Here is a 19695-nt window from a genome sequence, read left to right as displayed (position 1 = left end):
GCGGGGTGGTTGTGGTCTGCAAAACTGCGGTCGGGTGATTGAGAAAGAGCCAACAGTTTGGGCACATTCTTCAACATAGCCCCGCGGCTCATGATCATCTCGCGCAAATCTGTAGGAGCCCGTCGGCGGTCAGCACGTTCTGGACCTGCGCGGCCAGGCCATCCATCCCTTTGCGCATGTCGCACGGCTGCGTCGCCAGATAGACGCGCACCCCATAGCCGGCGCAATCATGCCGCCGCCTTCCTAGCACCCGCCGCAGCGCCGCCTCGCTGACCTCGTCCGCGCACGCGCACGCCGCCGGTCAAGACGAACTCAATCACACCGCGCGCTCCATCTCGGCCGCCGCAGTTGGGACCGCAACCGGCGCACCGCTAGTGACCTCCATCAGGATCATTTCCAGCGGCGAAGCCGCCAACGCCGACGCACCCATCTGCCGGCGCCACGTGAACAACAGGTTCGCATTGATGTCGTGCCGCCGCGCCACCAGCGACACCGACGCTCCAGGCTCATAGCTCGACAACCAGCGTTTGGTCTCCTCTCGGACTATCTGCGTGGGTCCGGGGCGTGCGCTGAAGTCGCTGGAGGGCATTCTCCCGGGCAGCCGACGGTCTCTGGATGGTTCCGCCGTCATCATCCCGGCCAAGCGGCGCATCTCTTGCGAATTGATTTGCACCAGGATTCGCTCGCTCCAACCTACCAATGGGGAGAAGTCGATTATGACGGCCATATCCCGGCGCGGCGATCGACATTTGCGGGGAGTTCTGAAATCGGCGAAAGCCGGTTCGGCCTGCTCGGCCGTTTCGGCCGGGTCTTGCGACACCTCCATTGCGCCGGGAGTTCGCAGAGGCCAAGGATTCTTTTGGTGATCTGCACAAACGTTCGGTCCTCCACCGCCTGGCGCATGGGGAACATGGTCGCCCGGGATGCATCGACGTAGAGAAAGTGCCGAGCACGTCCATGGCGTACGTCGACGTGAAGCACGGCAGCGCCTGCTTCGAGACAATTCGACGGGCGGCAGTTCGACCGGGCGTTAACGGGAATACCGGATGATCGGCTTTGGTTCGGTTCCACAGTTAGGCACGCCTGTCATCCGACAATTGTCGCGTGTCTGACAGGGCGCAAGATCCGCCAACCGATGATTCAATGAAGGTTCCTTCTCTGGCACGGTTCATGCTTCGTGGTTTACGATCGCATTAAGAAAGAGGTCGTTTCTCATGATCTTCTTCATCGAAAAGGCCGTCCCCGCCTTAGAGATCGCACCTTTTCGAGCTGAGCGGACGAGAGACTCAGACATCATGGCCCAAGAAAGGAACTGCGCCAGCGCACGGGCGACCACTGTCATTGAAGACGGGTAGGGAGTTTGCCAAATGCAGGCTGCAGCACGGCACCCCCCCCAACCACAGGCCGAGCCTGTTTAGCGAAAATGGGGTCGAGGTTTGCCCTCAAAGAATGACTCGACATTATGACTGACAGTGAGAAGACTGACATTGAGAAGAAAACCGCGGTGATAACAGGCGCGGCCGGAGGTATCGGGCAAGCGATCTCCAGGCAGTTCGTCGCGAACGGCTATCGTGTCGTTGCGGGCGACGCCGACCAGGCTGGCCTGGACAGGCTCGAGGCCGAGCTCAACCGAACCGGGCAGACTGTCTGGAGCAGGGCAGGCGACCTCAGGAACAAGGCCTATTGCGAGGAGCTGATCGACTACTCCATCCGGGCCACGGGACGACTGGACGTGCTCGTCAACAACGCCGGCATCATCACCCGCGGAAACATCCTCGAGACGACCGACGAGCATTGGGAGCGGACGTTCGACATCAATCTGACGTCGATTTTCTACACGTGCCGGAAAGCCATCGGACACATGAAAGGCCACGGCGGCGGTGCTATCGTCAACGTCTCATCGTGTTGGGGTCTTTATCCCGGACCGGGCCATGCGGCCTACTGCACCAGCAAAGCCGCGGTCGCTTCTTTCTCAAAATGTCTCGGCCGGGATCATGCGCCTGACGGGATACGCGTCAACGCCGTCTGTCCAAATGAGGTCAACACACCGATGATCCGGACGGGTTTTGAACGACGCGGTTTCATTCCGGACACAGCCATTGCGGAGCTCAACAAGACCGTACCACTTGGTCGTATCGCAGAGCCGGAAGACATCGCCGACGTTGTGTTCTTTCTGTGCTCCGACGCCGCCCGCTACATCGCTGGCACGGCGGTCGAAGTGAACGGAGCGAAGCCGGTCTACTGAGGACATCCCATGACTGACAGACTGGCAGGCAAGATCGCAATCATCACTGGCGGCGGCCGCGGCATCGGCGCCGGCATCACCCAGCGCTTCGTAGAGGAGGGGGCAAAAGTCGCCATCGTGCAGAGGAACGCACCGCCTGAACCCATGCTCAACGAGCGCGCGATCTATGTGAAGGCGGATCTTTCGAGCTCCCAGGAAATTTCCTCGGCCGTTCAGGCTGTCGTCGAGCGGCTTGGCGGCCTGGATATCCTCGTCAACAACGCCGGGATCATGTTTGAGAAGACGGTCGACGAGATGACCGAGGCGGACTGGGACCAGATGATGGACATTAATCTGAAGGCCCCGTTCCTGCTGACCAAGGCGGCAATGCCACACCTCCGGAAGTGGGGCAGGGGAAGCATCGTCAACATCGGTTCGATCGAAGGGCTGGCGTCCAATCCCGGGCATCCTGCCTATTCCGCTTCGAAAGCGGGCATTCACGGCTTTACGGCGGCGGTCGCCGTGGACCATGGGCATGAGGGTATCCGCTGCAATGCCATTGCGCCGGGCTGGATCAACTCCGATCTCAGCGAGGCTTATATCGACAGCATGGCCGACAGCGCCCGCGTCCGCAAGGAACTGCTCGCGATGCATCCGGTCGGGCGCCTGGGCGAGCCGAGGGACGTCGGACATCTTGCGGTCTGGCTGGCCTCGGACGAGAGCGCTTTCGTGACCGGTCAGGTCTCCGTCATGGACGGTGGCCGCACCAAGCAGTTGCCGCTGCCGATCTCCTGAAAATGAAAATGTCGACAATCTTGCCCATGCCCTAGGAGATGGCGCTGCGTGTCGTCCATGACATCGGTCGAAAATGGACGGCTATGACATTGAAATTTGCAGCTCAGGTAGGAAACCGGCTGGAGGGCTATGCCAAAAATTATTGATGTTGAGCTGACCCGACTTCGTATCGCTAGGGCAGCGGGTAAGGCAATAGCGGCGAAGGGTATTTCGGCAGTTACGATGATCGATATCGCCAACGCGGCCGGCGTAACGACGGGAATGATTACGCATTACTTCGAAAACAAGACGGACATCATCGCAGCTGCCTTGCGCATCCCTTTTCTTAACATGGAACGCAAGATCGCACATCTGCTGGAAAAAGGAGAAACCGATCTCGCGATCCTGCTTGACGCGGCGATACCATCGTCGAAATCTCACGAGGATAGTGTAATCTGGGTGAATTTCTGGGGGGTTATTGCCGCCGATCCTGAATTTCGTAAGCTCAATGCCTCGCTGCATCGCGAGGGAAAGAAGGTTTATGACCGAGTCATCTGGGCGGCTTGGCCGGAGAGTGAAGAGTGGCCAACGGACGTCTTCGAGACTGCATTGCGGTCGATTGTTACGTTCCTCTTCGGGCTGAACGCCGGCGGCGTGACAAATCGTGCCGTCTGGACAACTTCCGTTCAGCGCTCACAATTGGAGCTACATTTGCGCATGGTTCGCTATTGGGCACGACAACAGGCGCTTACCATTTGCGATAATGATAATTAGATAATTCTTGCCGGCGTCGTAACCCCTTGTTTCAGCTTGCGGGGCCTTGACCGACTGGCCGTCGATCACGCCAGCCGTGGGACTGGCCTCGCGCCCGGCTCGCTCGCGATCCAGCATCAGCGCCACGTCGTGGATAGTAAACAGAAAGCGCCGCGCCAACTCGCGGAACCAGCCGTAGCCGTCTGCCAGGGTCCGAAATGGATCGGTAGCATCCGCCAACCGCAACCGGAGCGGACCAAATAGCGCACGGCGTTGACCACCTCTCGGAAATCAACCTCGCGCGGACGGCCGCAACGCCCAGGCTTGGCATCAGCGGCGCGAACTGCTCCCACTCCTCGTCCGTCAATCAGACGGGTGGCGCTTGGTCTTCTTGGCAATCTGGGCCATCCGGCCACGGCTCTGCTCTGTCCACATCCACAGCTTGATGGGGGGACGGCCCCCGACCCAGCGGCATCGCAATGTGCCAAGATGGCGTTGTCAAAGGACCATCAGAGGGAAGGAACCGTCCGCATGCAAGTTATCACGATCGGATTGGATATCGCCAAGAACGTCTTTCAAGTTCACGGCGTCGATAATGCAGGAAACGCGGTGCTCCGTCGAAAAGTTCGGCGCGATCAACTTATCCCGTTGCTTCGCGATATGCAGCCGTGCCTCATCGGCATGGAGGCCTGCGACGGCGCACCATTGGGCGCGGGAGCTGATTGCACTCGGGCATGTGGTCAAGTTGATGCCGCCGGCTTGCGTAAACTCAAGCGCAAAAAGAACGATGCGGCCGACGCGGAAGCGATCTGCGAGCCGGTGACGCGACAGATAATGCGGTTCGTGGCTGTCAAATCGGCGGATGCCCAGAGCATTCTGATGCTTCATCGGGCTCGCCACCTCTTGGTTCGACAGCGCACATCGCAAATCAGCGCGATGCGGGCGCATCTGGCCGAGTATGGCGTCGTCGCACCGAAGGCCCGGGCCCATGTCCGTGGACTAATCGAAGCTCTTGACAAGGGCGATGGGCCGCTCCCCGCGATGGCGCGACAGGTTCTTATCCTCCTCGCTCGAACGATCGAGGGACTTGGCGCGCAAATCCGGGAGATCGAGATCGAGCTTCTGGCGTGGTATCGCACGAACCAGGTCTGCCGGCGGCTTTCAACCATTCCCGGAATCGGCTTCATCACGGCGACCGCCCTCGCTGCCACCGTCGTCGACGCAAAAGTCTTCCGCTTCGGTCGTCAATTCGCTGCTTGGCTCGGCCTTGTTCCAAAACAACATTCCTCCGGTGGCAAAGACAGAATGGGAGGAATCTCGAAGATGGGAGATCGCTATTTGCGGCATCTCCTCGTCGTCGGCGCCACGGCGGTCATCCGATACACGCGTTGAAAAGCGACGACCGTCAGTACCTGGCGAACCAGTTGCTCGAGCGTAAGCCGGCACGGCTGGTCACAGTCGCTGTCGCCAACAAGGTAGCGCGGATCGCCCGGCCGGTGATGGCGCGTGAGGAAAACTACCGCGCTACGCCGTCAATGGTTCGAGGGTAACGACGGTCGCGTGAATGACATCCAGTTTGGACAGGAGAGAACGACATCAGTGATGCAGATCCGGTTAAGCCGGGGATCGGGAGAACCTGAGTAATTCAACGCGCATCGCAGCGCGGCAGCTTGATGAGGGCCCGATCCACCGACACCATCATGGCCAGCGGCCTGAGGCCACACAAAAACAGGCCGAACACATGAATGAACCTGACCGCTTCAGTATTGCCATTGTCAGAATCTTCTTGCTCAACGGGGGGCAATGGTGTGGACCCCGCCCTCTAGGCGCGGTGAAATCTCGAACGCCAACTGCAACCGAAGGAGGATGTCATGCAGGTCGTTCGAATAGGTCTGGATCTTGCGTAGTATGTCTTCGAGGTTCACTGCGTCGACAGCCACGGAAAAGTCGGTGTGCGAAAGACGCTGCGTCGCGATGCGGTAGCCCGCTTCTTCGCCAATCTGCCGCCATGTTTGGTCGGCATGGAAGCCTCGAACGGAGCGCATTATTGGGCAAGAGTGCTTTCCGATCTCGGCCATGAGGTTCGGCTGATCAGCCCTCAGTTCGTGACACCATACGTCAAGTCGAACAAGAACGACCGGAACGATGCAGAAGCCATCTGCGAGGCGGTCGGTCGGCCATCAATGCGCTTTGTGCCGCCGAAGTCGACTGATCAGCTGGCAATTCCGAGCATTGGATTGTCATTGCTCGTGACATCTCGCAGCTGCGACGCAGCCTTGCCGTATCGTCGGGAACGACGATGACGGACTCAGCGACATGGTCCGTTCGCTCATGAGGGAATTGCGGGCGGAAATGGCCGAACTCGATGATCGCATTGCAACCTATGACCGGCGGATACGAGAGATCTTCCGCACCAGCGAGCAGTGCCAGCGGCTTGGAAAGATCGAAGGCATGGCCCCGTAACGGCAACCGCCTTGATCGCTGCCGTCGGCAATAGAACCTGCTTCAAGAACGGCCGTCAGTTCGCGGCCTGGCTCGGCCTGGTGCCGAAACAACGATCCAGTGGAGGGTGAGCCCGCCTATTCGGTATCAAAAAACGCGGCGATCGCTATCTGCGCACATTGATGATCCATGGCGCTCGCGCTGCGCTCGGTAAAGCAGCCGGCAAGCAGGATCCCCAAAGCCTTTGGCTAGGTAAGCTGCGGCAAAGGCGGCATCCCAATGTCGCGGCTGTCGCGCTCGCCAACAAGAATGCGAGGATCGTGTGGGCCATGCTCTCGGGCAGCACATTCTACGAGCCGGCACCGTCGGTGAAAGCAGCTGAGGCGAAGCGGCAAACGAACGAATAACAGAAGGAGGTCTCACCCCGGCAATTGCAACAAAATGGTAGGAGATGGTGAAACGGTCATTCCGTCGCTTCCCGAACCTGGTGTGTGGACCGGCTTGGCTTCGGCCAATGTCTAGGGGCCGATGAGGTGGAAGCGCGCGAAAATCCATCGGGGCTCGCGGCGAAGACGTTGTACAGCCGCATCAGGAAGCGGGATATACGTCAGCAGTTGTGACCAATGATCCTTATCCAGCCGACCTGTTGCAATCGGGCGGGGTCCATATACGTCCACACATGAATCATAACCCAGCCTCAGACGGAACCCATAGCAAGCCGATTTTCAAAACGGTCCCTAATTATGTTAAATGTAAATCGTTTGCAACATCATCTTGCAATATAAACGCAATATTCACCAATCAAATTAAATAAAACCGTGATTGACTAAAAAGATTTCGTAACTATTTTTACGTGAAGTTTTAGAAGTACATCGCGCGTCTGTAGTTGACTTCCGGCAATAAGATATTACAACTGCGCGTTAAATGCGGGAAGGAATTGCAATGTTAGGCTTGCTCCAAGATCCGTCACAAGTCAGTGGCTTCGGCCAAAGCCTCCCCTGAGAGGAAAAATGCCGTTAGCTCAAGCCAAAGGCGAATGTTACGTGCCCCCTGAGACGGTGGCGCAAGAGACACCCAATTCGAGGGCACCATGGCCAAAGTAGCAATTGTGACAGGATCGGCAACGGGCATGGGAGCGACTTGTGCCATCGACCTCGCGGCGCGGGGCTGGAACGTCACGATCAACTATAGTCGAAGCAAGCAAGAAGCCGACGAGACTTATGCCAAAGTTAAAGCGCAAGGTGTTGAAGCCATCGTTGTGCAGGCCGACGTGGGGCAGGATGCCGATTGCCGCAAACTGGCCGCCGAGACCCTGAGCGAATGGGGGCGCATCGACGGCCTTATCAATAACGCTGCCACCACAAAGTTCCAAAAAGTCGGCGACCTTGAAGACGTCACACCGGAGGATTTCGACCGCATATTTCGCGTGAACACAACAGGCGCTTTCATGATGGTCCGTGCTGTGTTTCCGGCCATGAGAAAACAATGGGAGGAACGCAAAGAACGCGGCGCGATCGTGAATGTGTCCACCAATGCCACCCTTCTCGGCAACGGCAGCTCACTGCCGTATATGCTGTCTAAGGGCGCCCTAAATACTCTTACCCTGATGCTGGCACGCTGGCTCAGCCCCGCCGTTCGGGTGAATGCCATTTCCCCCGGCCTTATCCAGACCCGTTGGATGGTGAATGGCGTGGGCGAAGTTGAATACAACAAGATGAAAGAAGACGAGGAACATCGAACACCTCTACGCCAGGCAGGCACACCGGAACAGATGTCTGAGGTTGCGCTGTTCTTCCTGACGGAAGGGTCAAACATTACCGGTCAGAACATCGTTGTCGATGCCGGCGGCCATCTTGGACTGCTGCCGAAGCCCTGCAGCTAAACTTGAACCGGCATGCGCGCGAAAGGGAATGCCAAGCCGGACTCTTATGTTAAAGAGGTAAATATGGACCTGCAGTAGAGAGACGATTGCCATCCTCCAGCGAACCGGGGCGTCGCGTAAGGCCAGACTCGCGTTTCGCTCGTTAAGGGCTCGAGCGCTCTCCATCAAATAAAGTCATTGGCAGCATTACATTTTTGTGCGGTTCCCAAGGCTTTCTAATGTGCTACCGAAGTGCAGTGGCGGTCGACAGCCTGCCCGGACCGGGGCTTCCTTGCATGGCTTTGGCAGAAGGCTTGACTGAACAGTGAACGCGACTCGCTGCCCATGTCTCGCGTTGACTCAGCAATCAGAAGAACAAGAGGGAGAACTGCTATGAGCAAATGGGGTAAAAAGTCGAGCCTACCCATCACCGCTAACCGAAGGGAAATCCTTAAATCCGCGGCCGCCGTCGGCGCTTTTGCCATTACGTCGTCGAGCGGAATTCTTCCAGCGTTCGCTCAAGATCCCGCCCCTAAGAAGGGCGGCCACTTCAAAATTGGGATTGGCGCAGGTGCGCCTTCCGACTCCCTAGATCCTGCAACCTACACGAACTCATTCACAGAATTGTTCGGCAAGACCCTGCATGGTTATCTTACACAGATAGACGCTGACGGGAAGCTTGGTGGTGAGCTCGCCGACTCTTGGAATGTGACGACGGACGCCAAAACCTGGACCTTTAAGTTGCGGAAAGGCGTAGAGTTCCACAACGGGAAAAGCTTGGATGCCAAGGATGTTATTGGCTCGATGAATCACCACCGCGGAGAGCAATCCAAGTCAGCCGCGAAAGACATCCTTGCTTCGGTCGAAGAAATCCGTGCGGACGGTCCTGAGACCGTAGTCTTCTCCTTGAAAGAAGGGAACGCGGACTTCGCGTACCTTCTTGAAGACTTCCACTTGGCTATTATGCCAGTAAAGGATGATAAAACGGATGTCTCCGGAGTTGGCGCCGGAGGCTATGTGCTAGATAACATCGACTACGGCGTCAAAGGCACAGGCAAACGTTTCGCAAACTACTGGAAATCGGATGCGGCTTGGTTTGATTCCTTTGAGGCTCTCTCCATTCAGGATGTCACGGCGCGCACAAACGCCCTGACAACAGGCCAGATCCACGCGATGGACCGATGCGACCTGAAGACGGTCCATCTATTAGAGAGGGATAAAGGTCTGGAGATTTTATCGATCGCCGGAACCCAGTTCTACACTATAGACATGATGTGCGATGCTGCCCCGTTCGACAATGCGGATGTCCGATTGGCGTTCAAATATGCGGTCGATCGGCAGCAGCTGCTAGATACCTTGCTCCACGGACACGGGAAGCTTGGCAACGATCACCCGATCGCGTCTACCAATCGTTTCTTCGCCAAGGATCTGCCACAACGCGAATATGATCCGGATAGGGCTCGGTTCCATCTCAAAAAGGCTGGCCTTTCAGAACTGAAAGTCAGCTTGTCTGCTGCAGACGCTGCGTTTGCAGGCGCAGTCGACGCCGCAACGATTTATCAGCAGAATGCAGCGAAAGCCGGCATCAGTATTGATGTAGTCCGAGAGTCGAGTGATGGTTATTGGGATACCGTTTGGTTGAAGAAACCGTTTTACATGGCCTACTGGCTCGGCCGGCCAACCGCCGATTGGATGTTCTCCATGGGTTATGGCGCCGACGCAGCGTGGAACAATTCCCATTGGAAAAACGCACGTTTCAACGAACTGCTGGTATCTGCCCGCTCGGACCTTGATGATGCCAGGCGCCTGGAAATGTATACGGAGATGCAAAGCATTTGCAGAGACGATTGTGGCGAAATGGCACCTGTCTTTGTCAACAACGTCAATGCCCTGTCCAAAAAAATCGGTCACAAAAAGATTGGACCAAACTGGGATCTGGATGGTTTCCGCTGCATAGAGCGTTGGTGGTTTGCTGATGCGTGATGTGATGCAGCATTAAAATGGCTTCCATCACCAAGATCATCGGTCAGCGCCTCTTTTTGGGCGTGCTGACCTTGTGGATTGTTTCTCTGGTCGTATTTGCCGGGGTACAATTTCTGCCCGGTGATATAGCTACTGAGATGCTCGGGCGGGCAGCAACCCCCGAGACAGTGGCCGCGTTCCGGAAGAGCCTCGGTCTGGACTTGCCCCTTTATCTGAGATACCTCCAGTGGCTAAGCAACGTTCTCCGAGGAGATTTGGGGATCGCGCTCTCCAACGGCCGAGATATTGCGGCACTAATTCGACCGAGGCTATTCAACACCTTGGTCCTGGCGCTAACCGCTGCAATATTGGCGGTTCCCTTAGCATTGCTGACCGGGTTACTTGCAGCGCTTTATCGCAACACTTTTCTAGATCGTCTGATCAATGTTCTTACGCTCACGTCAATTTCATTTCCGGAATTCTTCATTGCGTATATCCTTATCTTAGTATTGGCAGCCAATGCGGGTATATTTCCTAGCCTCTCTGATGTTGATTCTACGGATGGTCTTGCCGGACGGTTGAATGCAGTCGCCCTACCTGCCCTTACTCTTACGCTGGCAGTCCTGGCCCATATGACTAGAATGACGAGAACAACTATCGTCAGTCTGCTTGCAAACCAATATATCGAGACAGCACGGCTAAAAGGACTGCCAGAATGGAGGGTGCTTGTTCGACATGCGATGCCGAACGCTTGGGCGCCGATCGTCACGGTAATCGTGCTGAACCTAGCCTATCTGATCACGGGCGTAGTGGTTGTCGAGGTCGTGTTTGTTTACCCGGGGCTCGGGCAATTGATCGTCGATTCGGTCCAAAAGAGAGACATTCCCGTCGTGCAAGCCTGCAGTCTGATTTTCGCGGCAACTTACATCCTGCTCAATCTTACGGCCGACGTCCTGTCGATCATACGCAATCCGCGCCTTATGCATCCAAAATGAGGGGCGGGCCCTGTGAACAGCCGATGAGCGAAATAAATGGCAATCATTGATCCGCACGCAATTCTTATTTCGGGAGCCAGACAGTTTGCCTCGGCGCCGCTAAGCGCAAAATTCGGGATAGTAGTCATCGCGATATACGTGCTTGCGGCCTTGTTGGCCCCGCATATGACTCCTTATGGTGAAGCCGAGATTGTCGGTACGCAATTCGAACCATGGAGTTCCAAGTTTTGGCTCGGCACCGACAACCTTGGGCGTGATATGCTAACACGGCTTGTATTCGGTGCTCGAAACACAATCGGCATCGCGTTTCTAACGACCTGTCTCGCGTTTTCCATTGGCGCCTCCGCCGGCTTGGCAGCTGCCACCTTGGCCGGATGGGCCGACCAAATCTTGTCACGCCTCGTGGATGTTCTGATGTCCATACCACAGCTGATATTTGCGCTGCTGCTGCTAACTATTTTCGGCACCTCCGTCTCCGCGATGGTGCTCGTCCTTGCTGTCCTAGACTCGACGCGCGTGTTTCGGCTCACCCGGGCCGTAGCGATCAACGTCGCGGTTTTGGACTACGTCGAAGCAGCAAGGCTCCGCGGTGAAGCATCCACCTGGATCATGACACGCGAGATACTGCCAAACATAGCGCCTACCCTCGTAGCTGAGTTCGGCCTGCGGTTTTGCTTCGTGTTCCTGCTAATTAGCGCTTTGTCATTCCTTGGACTTGGAATGCAGCCGCCTACAGCCGATTGGGGTTCTATGGTCCGTGATACCGCGGCATTGATTTCGTATGGTGACATCACTCCACTTCTTCCAGCCGGTGCGATTGCTCTACTGGCGGTGGCAGTGAATTTAGTTGTGGACTGGTTCCTCCACTCAGCAAGTGGGCTCAAAGAGGATTGAGGTCGCTCGCTAAGCGCCGGCCTATTCTCCCAGGCGAGCTCAACGCGAAGTCGCTGCCTCGGTTCAGTCGTTTGATGCGATTGTGCAACGAATGTCGCCTTCAGTGTGGTGCCGGGCCCTTCGTAGTGCCCAGAATTAAATAGCTGGCGACGGGCAATCAACATCGCGGAACCTGCAAATGTCAAAAGAACGCGCATTGTCGGACGAACGGGTTGGCGTGACGCTCTCCAAGGTTGAGCAAGCCAGCCGGCCAGGAACGGCCGAGACATTGCTCAACATACGCAACCTTCGGATTGAGGCGACCGTCTACCCACCAGGCGAGAGCCCACATAAAATGATTCTCGTCGATGACGTGTCGCTAACGCTGAAACGTGGCAAGGTTCTGGGATTGATTGGCGAATCGGGCGCCGGCAAGTCCACCATAGGTCTGGCCAGCATGGGTTATGGTCGCGGCGGGGCGAAAATAACTGGCGGCGAGGTCATCCTTAACGACCGTGACATACTGAAGGTCGGAGCACGTGGCATGCGCACACTCCGGGGCCGCGAGGTCTGCTATGTGGCGCAGTCGGCCACCGCTGCATTCAACCCCGCCCACCGGCTAATGGACCAGGTGGTGGAGGCGGCACTTTTGCATGACATGGCAACGCGAACCGAGGCGGAGAAGCGGGCGATTTTTCTGTTTAAAAAGCTTGGCTTGCCTGACCCAGAAAACATCGGCAATCGTTTCCCCCACCAGGTTTCGGGCGGTCAGTTGCAGCGGGTCATGACGGCCATGGCGCTCTGCTCCGAGCCTGACCTCATTGTTTTCGACGAGCCGACCACGGCGCTCGACGTCACCACGCAAATCGACGTGCTGGCCGCGATCCGGGATGCCATCCGCGACACCGGCGTTGCGGCACTCTACATCACCCACGACTTAGCGGTGGTGGCGCAGGTCGCGGACGAGATAATGGTCCTGCGCCACGGCAAACTCGTAGAGCGGGGAATGACGCAACAGATCATCAACCAACCGCACGAACAATATACCAGAGCCCTCGTTTCAGTGCATCACATCGATCGCGAGGAGAAGGACGGCGGCACTGCGCCTGTGTTGTCAGTCAAAGGCGTGACAGCAGGTTACGGCGACGGAGCAATCAAGGTCTTACGCGATGTTTCCCTGGACCTTCATACTGGACAGACGCTCGCTGTGGTCGGTGAATCGGGGTCGGGTAAATCGACGCTGGCGCGGGTGATCACCGGGTTGTTGCCGCCTTTGGTAGGCAGCATCCAGTTCGACGGGCGCGATCTTTCCCAGCGGCTGGCCGAGCGCTCGAAGAACGACCTGCGGCAGCTTCAGATGATTTATCAAATGGCGGATGTTGCGATGAATCCGCGCCAGACCGTTGCAACAATCATCGGTCGACCTCTCGAATTCTATTTTGGAATGCGCGGCGCAGAGCGCGACCTTCGAGTGGCCGAGTTGCTTGACCAGATCGAAATGGGCAAGAGCTTTGCGGACCGGTACCCTGCAGAACTATCAGGTGGACAAAAGCAGCGCGTTTGCATCGCGCGGGCGCTTTCGGCAAAGCCCAAGCTGATCATCTGCGACGAGGTGACTTCGGCCCTCGACCCCCTGGTCGCCAATGGCATCTTGAAGCTGTTGCTGCAGTTGCAGAAGGATGAGGGGGTAGCCTATCTCTTCATTACCCACGATCTCGCAACGGTGAAATCAATCGCCGATTCGATCTCGGTGATGTATCGCGGGCAAGTGGTCCGCTCTGGGCCAAAGGGTCAGGTTCTCGCCCCGCCGTTCGATCCCTATACCGATCTTCTCCTGTCTTCCGTTCCAGAGATGGAGGTCGGCTGGTTGGACAAGGTTATCAGTTCCCGACGCATGGAGAGCGGCGGGAACTAACCGCTCTCTGTGTTTCTTCGTACGGGCACACAGACTTACGGGCATACGTCGTCGATGCTCTCGGACCGTGTTGTTGCGGCTGCCGAACTGTACCCCTCCGGTGACGCTTCCGATTACCCACATCGTCGGCGGGCCTATTGCCCAGTATGAATCTGCCGTGATTCTGTCCGTGGAATCACGGAGGCGTCACGGATGCGAGACAAGACCAGCAGCAGCGAAGCCGCTTGGCAGGAAGAGCTTTGCGCGGCGGCCCTTCCCGACAAGCGTCTGGTCCGTCGGCTGCAGCGGTTGCTGGATCAGCTGTCAGCAGCGCCGGGCAAGCCGATCCCGGCGGCCTGTGGCGACTGGGCAGCGGCGAAGGCGGCCTACCGCTTCTTTGACAACCCGCGTGTGACCGAACACAGCGTTCTCGCCGGCCATTTCGCTGCGACCGCGGCGCGCGTTGCGGCGAGCGAAGGTCCGATCCTTATCCTGCAGGACACGACCGAATTTATCTACAGCCGCGCGCAGCCGTGCAAAATCGGCTTCACCAAGACCATCAACGCCGGGCGCTACAAGGCCGGGCAGCCCAAGGTGCTGATTTTGTGCGGGGTGCTGATGCATTCGAGCCTGGCCGTCACCCTCACCGGCACACCCCTCGGTCTGACGGCGGTGAAGTTCTGGACACGAACGAAATTCAAGGGAACGCTCGCGCTCAAGCGGCACATCAATCCCACGCGCGTGCCGATCGAGACGAAGGAGAGCTACCGCTGGCTGGAGAACCTGCGCCAGTCCATCGCGCTCGTTGGCGCAGCCGAGCGCTGCGTGCATGTTGGTGACCGAGAGAGCGACATCTACGAGCTCTATTGCACCGCGCAGGACCTTGGCACCAGCTTCAGAGTACAGTCATGCGCAACAGCTTTCAGTTGGACATGCATCGCCGCTGCGCGAACGTGATGCGGGCGATGAAGCCTGATCTCGTCTGCCCTGGGCACGGAGAGCTAATTGGCATGGATCAGTCTAGGATCACCGAGTACACGGACTACATTGACCGCAAGGAAGCAGCCTTCCGAGATATAGTTGACGAACCCGCAGACCATTTTATTGATCTATTTTGGACGCGAATGCTATCATATCTTTCGGCGGCCCGCCCAAATAGCAAGGTGACCTATACAGTCAACATCCGTAACAACTTTGAGCGCAATGCTGTGTATAGCGCTCGCCTACTACCGGCATTCGGTTGGGTCTCGGATGGGGAAGCCGAAAGCATCATGCTTCAACCGGGGGAGCGAGGCGAGATAATGCTCTGGGCCACTGCCCCGTCTCAGGTCGATCCGCGGCGAAGGCTTATCAACGCCGAAGTTCTGATCGACGGTGTATCGCAAGGACCGTTCTGCGAAGCGCTCGTGTCAACCTTACCAGGACCGGACTCGTGACCTTAAGCTGACGGTCGCGGCGATGCAGACTGCGGCGAGGAGATTTGGTCTCCAGGCGGTCGTATCGGGTTGCGAACCGACAGAGGCCCTTGAGGCGACAGAACATGCGCTCGATTGCGTTCCGGCGCGCTAGCCTGAATATCTCAAGGTAAGGGGTGCATCGTAACCGCCCGATTGTCACCGCCTGCCTGACATCGTCGTGATGGCCTATGACACGTGTTTAACGACGTCGTTTGCGACGTGTCTTGTGCGAGGTTTGCGATGCGTGTCGAGATTCTTGGTGCTGAACGGCGTCGTCGCTGGGGTGATAAGAAGAAGCTCGACATCGTCATGTGGGTTGGAATTGACGGGGCGACTGTGACTGAGGTTGCCGAGCGGCATGATGTGACACGGCAGCAGATTTACACTTGGCGGAGAGAGCTGAGGAGGAAGGGGCTCCTGTTGCCGTCGGCGGGTCCCATGTTCCTTCCCGTGGACATGCCCGTGGCGCGGAGCGAACCCTGTATGGGCAAAGGCACCGACAGATTGTCAGCGCTGGTCGAATTGCAACTATGCTGTGGGCGGAACCTGCGCTTTGACAGAGAGATCGATACCGCCACTCTGACTCGGCTTATCCAGGCGGTTGAGACAGCATGATCGGACCGGGAACTGGGGTTCGGGTGTATCTTGCCTGCGGGTTCACGGACATGCGCAAAGGGATCGAGGGTTTGGCTGCACTGACGCAGGATGTGTTGCGCCAGAAGCCGACGGGAGGCGCGGTCTTCGCCTTTCGGGGAAGGCGTGGCGACCGTTTGAAGCTTCTTTATTTTGATGGCCAGGGGTTCTGTCTTTATTACAAGGTCTTGCAGAAGGGCCGCTTTCCGTGGCCGTCGGCGGCCGACGGGACGGCCCGGCTGACGTCAGCGCAAATGGCGATGTTGTGGGAAGGAATTGACTGGCGACGCCCCAATTGGGGGGCGCCGCGGGCGCGTGTCGGGTGATTTATCTCTCTGAATCTAATGGTTTTTATGGCTACTCGCCCTGACTTATGGTAGTCAGGTGCATGCCGAATGTCGCCGAAAATCTTCCAGACGATCCTGCCTTTCTGAAGGCGATGATCGCCGCCTTGCAGGCGGAAAATGCGAAGATGTCGGCGACGTTGCAGGCGCATGACCAGTTGATCCAGGCCTTGCGGCTGCGCATTGCCCGGCTGAAGAAACAGGTCTTCGGCAAGTCACACGCAGGCGATCGAAGCTCTGTTCGTCGACCTGTTCCTGGAAGCCCACGACACGTCGCCGGCCGAGATCGTGCTCGACCTCGACGCCACCGATGATCCGCTGCACGGCCACCAGGAAGGCCGGTTCTTCCACGGCTACTACTACAACTGCTACTGCTACCTGCCGCTCTACATCTTCTGCGGCCGGCACCTGCTGGCGGCAAAGCTCAGGCGTCCAACATCGACGCCAGAAAGGGAGCGGTCGAGGGGTCGAGCGGATCGTGGCCCAGATCCGCGGGAAGTGGCGCAGGGTGCGCATCATCTTGCGCGCCGATTCCGGCTTTGCCCGGGAAGAGCTGATGGCCTGGTGCGAGGCAAACGGCGTCGACTATGTCTTTGGCCTTGCCCGCAACGAGCGGCTGGAGAAGAAGATCGCTTCCGCCTTGCAGGAAGCTCGCCTGGCATCCAGGAAAAGCGGCCAGGCCGCGCGCGTGTTCCGCGACTTCATGTGGTCGACCAAAGACAGTTGGTCACGCCGACGGCGGGTCGTCGCCAAGGCCGAGTGGACGACGCAGGGCGCCAATCCGCGCTTCATCGTGACCTCGCTCAAGCCAAAGCGTTGCGCGGCACGGGCACTTTACGAGGATCTCTACTGTGCCCGCGGCGACATGGAGAACCGGATCAAGGCGTGCCAGCTCGACCTCTACGCCGACCGCACCAGCGCTCACACCATGCGCGCCAATCAGCTGCGGCTCTGGTTCGCCTCGTTTGCCTACGTCCTGATCTGCGCCTTGCGCCGCCTCGGCCTCGCCCACACCAGGCTCGCCAACGCCACCTGCGGCACGATCAGGCTGAAGCTGCTGAAGATCGGTGCGCAGGTCCGTGTCTCGGTGCGTCGCATCAAGGTCGCAATGGCTTCGGCCTGTCCATACGCACAGGAGTTCAGCCTCGCGCACGCTCGAATATGCGCCGCGGCCCGCTGACGCCGCCGGACCTGAACCCTTCCCGCAAACCACTGAGGGATAAATTGCACAAGCCCAGCACCGCCGCTCTCCGCGGCGCAGGCCGCGCTCGTCCTCAAAACCAGGATAAGCAGCGCCGACCAGCACCAGTCAAGATGCGGCTCGAGCCGGGGCGCGGTGAGAGAAGCGGGCTAGAGGAAGGGCGATAGCAGTTCGTCCAGATGCGATTACCTTTGGCGGGATGTTGGGGAAGGCTCCCCGTTCCCTGATCTCCTGATCTGGCGGCGGATGGCGTTTGTTGTCGTAGCCCTCGTCAGCGTTGCCGAGACCGGTTGCTGGCATCTGTTCTAGAAGGACTTCACCCGCCTTGCAGCCGGGGACCTGGACGCCAGTGAGCATAAAGGCGACGGGCCGCTACAAGCCGTAGGTCAGAGCATGGATCTTGGTGGTGCGTCCGCCGGCGTGATCGACCGATGGCATGATTGCGTTCCCGCTGCCGCGCAACTCTCCGCACGCACGGCCGAAGAAACGATGAGAAGCTGGGTCGGTGGTGCATCGGCACCGGCAGGGCATGGAAGATATCGCTCCCTACGCCCTTAGCTGCCCAACGCTGGAAGAGCGATGCGGCCGATCAGCCCCAATGATCTTAACAGTGCGCACGCGATGATCCTCTCGGAGCGCACGGCCCACCGGTGACCTGCCACTGAACTGGTGAGGCGCAGTTGAACGGATCGCGCGACTGCGACCGGAGATCGAGAAGCTGAAGCTCGACAGCCATGGCAGTCGCTCGGAGCGGAAAGCCTGGCTTTTTGACCAGATGGAGTTGAAGCTCGTTAGCGGGAAGCCAACGCCAGCCAAGACGGATCGGCAGCGGAGATAGCGGCGCTCTTGTCGGCGGTCAGGGCCTTCGAGGCAGGCGTCCAACGCGCAAGCCTTTCCCCGAGCATCTACCGCGCGAGCGCGTCGCTTCGCCCCGAAACTGCCCCTGCTGCGGTTCAGCCAAGCTGGCGAAGCTTGGCTAGGACGTCACCGAGAGCTTATCGGTTCTGCTTTGACTAGACCCTTCCCAATGACTTGCGCTGGGCGACTGTAGCCAAAGCTCGCGGAAACTCAGTTAATGTTCGTTTGACCATATTGCATTAGCTCGTGAAGCAGATGATAGAGCATTCAGGCACGACCTCAAACGTGCTACGGGTTGGCCCTTCGGGCCATCCATGGCTTCCGCCGGAAATGGCGCAGCTACGATATTGAAATTGCAAGTCAGGTAGGACCTATCGAGGGCTATGCCAAAAATTATTGATGTTGAGCTGACCCGACTTCGTATCGCTAGGGCAGCGGGTAAGGCAATAGCGGCGAAGGGTATTTCGGCAGTTACGATGATCGATATCGCCAACGCGGCCGGCGTAACGACGGGAATGATTACGCATTACTTCGAAAACAAGACGGACATCATCGCAGCTGCCTTGCGCATCCCTTTTCTTAACATGGAACGCAAGATCGCACATCTGCTGGAAAAAGGAGAAACCGATCTCGCGATCCTGCTTGACGCGGCGATACCATCGTCGAAATCTCACGTCGAGGATAGTGTAATCTGGGTGAATTTCTGGGGGGTTATTGCCGCCGATCCTGAATTTCGTAAGCTCAATGCCACGCTGCATCGCGAGGGAATGAAAATTTATGACCGAGTCATCCGGGGGGCTTGGCCGGAGAGTGAAGAGTGGCCAACGGACGTCTTCGAGACTGCACTGCGGTCGATTGTTACATTTTTGTTCGGGCTGAGCGCCGGCGGCGTGACAAATCGTGCCGTCTGGACGCCTTCCGTTCTACGCTCACAATTAGAGATACATTTGCGCATGGTTCGCTATTGGGCACAACAACAGGCGCTTATGATTTGGGATGATCAGAATAGAGTCAGGAATGTAAAAGGATAGGTAACCAGTGCCGGCGCTAAGAGATGGTGGACGTGCCCGGATGACACGCCGCATGACACAGGAGACTGGATAGGCCAAGTCCCAGACTGAATTGGCCTCTGCACCAGTCACCTGTCCGGCATTCCGAAGAGAGAGCTTTCCGCCCGCGCTTGCACCACGTCGACCGGATAGCGCCGGACTGCGCCTCTCTTGCCGTCGAGCGAAGAAGTGGGCCTTCGGCTAGTCATTTTTTAGTGGGATTTGCTGCTTATCTAAACGGTATGGCTGCCCGCCAGACCGGTCTTTGTGATGTTTCACATTGCTCCGCTGATACCCTCCGGCGAAGGCCGCCTTGCGAGAGGACGGCACGGTAGCGAGGCTGCGCTCTTAAGGTCGCCCTTACGAGCGAAGTTA

Annotated in this window: 17 protein-coding genes and 6 pseudogenes; 19 read left to right on the top strand and 4 right to left on the bottom strand. The window is 57.9% G+C overall.

The window, feature by feature from the left end; translation table 11 throughout:
- Window positions 1–94: 94 nt before the first annotated feature.
- The 3 genes and pseudogenes from tnpB (NKH50_RS11050) to NKH50_RS11040 form a co-directional block, all read right to left on the bottom strand.
- Window positions 95–211 carry an IS66 family insertion sequence element accessory protein TnpB gene (tnpB, locus tag NKH50_RS11050; protein WP_352878628.1) on the bottom strand — a complete coding sequence of 39 codons (117 nt, stop codon included), beginning with the start codon at window positions 209–211 and terminating at the stop codon, window positions 95–97.
- A gap of 195 nt (window positions 212–406) precedes the next feature.
- Window positions 407–508, bottom strand: a pseudogene (locus NKH50_RS28955) (transposase); the annotation flags it as partial.
- A gap of 660 nt (window positions 509–1168) precedes the next feature.
- Window positions 1169–1342: a hypothetical protein gene (locus NKH50_RS11040; RefSeq protein WP_352878622.1), complete on the bottom strand. Its 174-nt coding sequence runs from the start codon at window positions 1340–1342 to the stop codon at window positions 1169–1171.
- A 120-nt stretch (window positions 1343–1462) separates the two neighbouring features.
- Here NKH50_RS11040 and NKH50_RS11035 point away from each other — a divergent pair, with 120 nt between their 5' ends.
- The 3 genes from NKH50_RS11035 to NKH50_RS11025 all read left to right on the top strand — a co-directional run bounded on the left by NKH50_RS11035 (window position 1463) and on the right by NKH50_RS11025 (window position 3772).
- Window positions 1463–2245: an SDR family NAD(P)-dependent oxidoreductase gene (locus tag NKH50_RS11035; protein ID WP_352878619.1), complete on the top strand. Its 783-nt coding sequence runs from the start codon at window positions 1463–1465 to the stop codon at window positions 2243–2245.
- Window positions 2246–2254: 9 nt separating this feature from the next.
- The gene (locus NKH50_RS11030; RefSeq protein ID WP_352878616.1) at window positions 2255–3019 is read left to right on the top strand and encodes an SDR family NAD(P)-dependent oxidoreductase; all 765 of its coding nucleotides are present in this window, start codon (window positions 2255–2257) and stop codon (window positions 3017–3019) included.
- Between the two features lie 129 nt (window positions 3020–3148).
- Window positions 3149–3772 (top strand): TetR/AcrR family transcriptional regulator, encoded by a 624-nt coding sequence (locus NKH50_RS11025; RefSeq protein ID WP_352878614.1) that lies wholly within the window; start codon window positions 3149–3151, stop codon window positions 3770–3772.
- 6 nt (window positions 3773–3778) lie between these two features.
- Here NKH50_RS11025 and NKH50_RS11020 read toward each other — a convergent pair.
- Window positions 3779–4186: pseudogene (locus tag NKH50_RS11020) on the bottom strand (transposase); the annotation flags it as partial.
- 96 nt (window positions 4187–4282) lie between these two features.
- Here NKH50_RS11020 and NKH50_RS11015 point away from each other — a divergent pair.
- The 16 genes and pseudogenes from NKH50_RS11015 to NKH50_RS10940 all read left to right on the top strand — a co-directional run bounded on the left by NKH50_RS11015 (window position 4283) and on the right by NKH50_RS10940 (window position 19302).
- The gene (locus NKH50_RS11015; protein WP_352878611.1) at window positions 4283–5143 is read left to right on the top strand and encodes an IS110 family RNA-guided transposase; all 861 of its coding nucleotides are present in this window, start codon (window positions 4283–4285) and stop codon (window positions 5141–5143) included.
- Window positions 5140–5301, top strand: a complete 162-nt coding sequence (locus NKH50_RS11010; protein ID WP_352878608.1) for a hypothetical protein — start codon at window positions 5140–5142, stop codon at window positions 5299–5301. The genes NKH50_RS11015 and NKH50_RS11010 overlap by 4 nt, the downstream gene beginning before the upstream one ends.
- A 321-nt stretch (window positions 5302–5622) precedes the next feature.
- Window positions 5623–6600, top strand: a pseudogene (locus NKH50_RS11005) (IS110 family RNA-guided transposase).
- A 683-nt stretch (window positions 6601–7283) separates the two neighbouring features.
- On the top strand, window positions 7284–8075 hold the full coding sequence (locus NKH50_RS11000) for an SDR family NAD(P)-dependent oxidoreductase (protein WP_352878605.1): 792 nt from the start codon (window positions 7284–7286) through the stop codon (window positions 8073–8075).
- 372 nt (window positions 8076–8447) lie between these two features.
- The gene (locus NKH50_RS10995) at window positions 8448–10037 is read left to right on the top strand and encodes an ABC transporter substrate-binding protein (protein ID WP_352878602.1); all 1590 of its coding nucleotides are present in this window, start codon (window positions 8448–8450) and stop codon (window positions 10035–10037) included.
- Window positions 10038–10054: 17 nt separating this feature from the next.
- Window positions 10055–11011 carry an ABC transporter permease gene (locus tag NKH50_RS10990; protein ID WP_352878599.1) on the top strand — a complete coding sequence of 319 codons (957 nt, stop codon included), beginning with the start codon at window positions 10055–10057 and terminating at the stop codon, window positions 11009–11011.
- Between the two features lie 36 nt (window positions 11012–11047).
- On the top strand, window positions 11048–11905 hold the full coding sequence (locus tag NKH50_RS10985) for an ABC transporter permease (protein ID WP_352878596.1): 858 nt from the start codon (window positions 11048–11050) through the stop codon (window positions 11903–11905).
- 178 nt (window positions 11906–12083) lie between these two features.
- The gene (locus tag NKH50_RS10980) at window positions 12084–13799 is read left to right on the top strand and encodes an ABC transporter ATP-binding protein (protein WP_352878593.1); all 1716 of its coding nucleotides are present in this window, start codon (window positions 12084–12086) and stop codon (window positions 13797–13799) included.
- A 192-nt stretch (window positions 13800–13991) separates the two neighbouring features.
- Window positions 13992–14735 (top strand): IS4/Tn5 family transposase DNA-binding protein, encoded by a 744-nt coding sequence (locus NKH50_RS10975; RefSeq protein WP_352878590.1) that lies wholly within the window; start codon window positions 13992–13994, stop codon window positions 14733–14735.
- Window positions 14687–15214 (top strand): COG1470 family protein, encoded by a 528-nt coding sequence (locus NKH50_RS10970; protein WP_352879136.1) that lies wholly within the window; start codon window positions 14687–14689, stop codon window positions 15212–15214. Before NKH50_RS10975 ends, NKH50_RS10970 begins: the two co-directional genes overlap by 49 nt.
- Window positions 15215–15475: 261 nt before the next feature.
- On the top strand, window positions 15476–15850 hold the full coding sequence (gene tnpA, locus NKH50_RS10965; protein WP_352878587.1) for an IS66-like element accessory protein TnpA: 375 nt from the start codon (window positions 15476–15478) through the stop codon (window positions 15848–15850).
- The gene (gene tnpB, locus NKH50_RS10960) at window positions 15847–16194 is read left to right on the top strand and encodes an IS66 family insertion sequence element accessory protein TnpB (protein ID WP_352878584.1); all 348 of its coding nucleotides are present in this window, start codon (window positions 15847–15849) and stop codon (window positions 16192–16194) included. Before tnpA ends, tnpB (NKH50_RS10960) begins: the two co-directional genes overlap by 4 nt.
- A 62-nt stretch (window positions 16195–16256) precedes the next feature.
- Window positions 16257–16430 (top strand): annotated as a pseudogene (locus NKH50_RS10955) (IS66 family transposase); the annotation flags it as partial.
- Window positions 16429–17392 (top strand): annotated as a pseudogene (locus tag NKH50_RS10950) (IS1380 family transposase); the annotation flags it as partial. The pseudogenes NKH50_RS10955 and NKH50_RS10950, both read left to right, overlap by 2 nt.
- 709 nt (window positions 17393–18101) lie before the next feature.
- Window positions 18102–18390: pseudogene (locus NKH50_RS28950) on the top strand (transposase domain-containing protein); the annotation flags it as partial.
- 264 nt (window positions 18391–18654) lie between these two features.
- Window positions 18655–19302, top strand: coding sequence for a TetR/AcrR family transcriptional regulator (locus NKH50_RS10940; protein WP_352878581.1), 648 nt, complete (start codon window positions 18655–18657; stop codon window positions 19300–19302).
- Window positions 19303–19695: the final 393 nt, after the last annotated feature.

The organism is Mesorhizobium sp. M1027, from assembly GCF_040318745.1.
In the GTDB taxonomy this organism is placed as follows: Bacteria; Pseudomonadota; Alphaproteobacteria; order Rhizobiales; family Rhizobiaceae; genus Mesorhizobium.
This window is presented reverse-complemented; position numbering and strand designations above follow the sequence as displayed.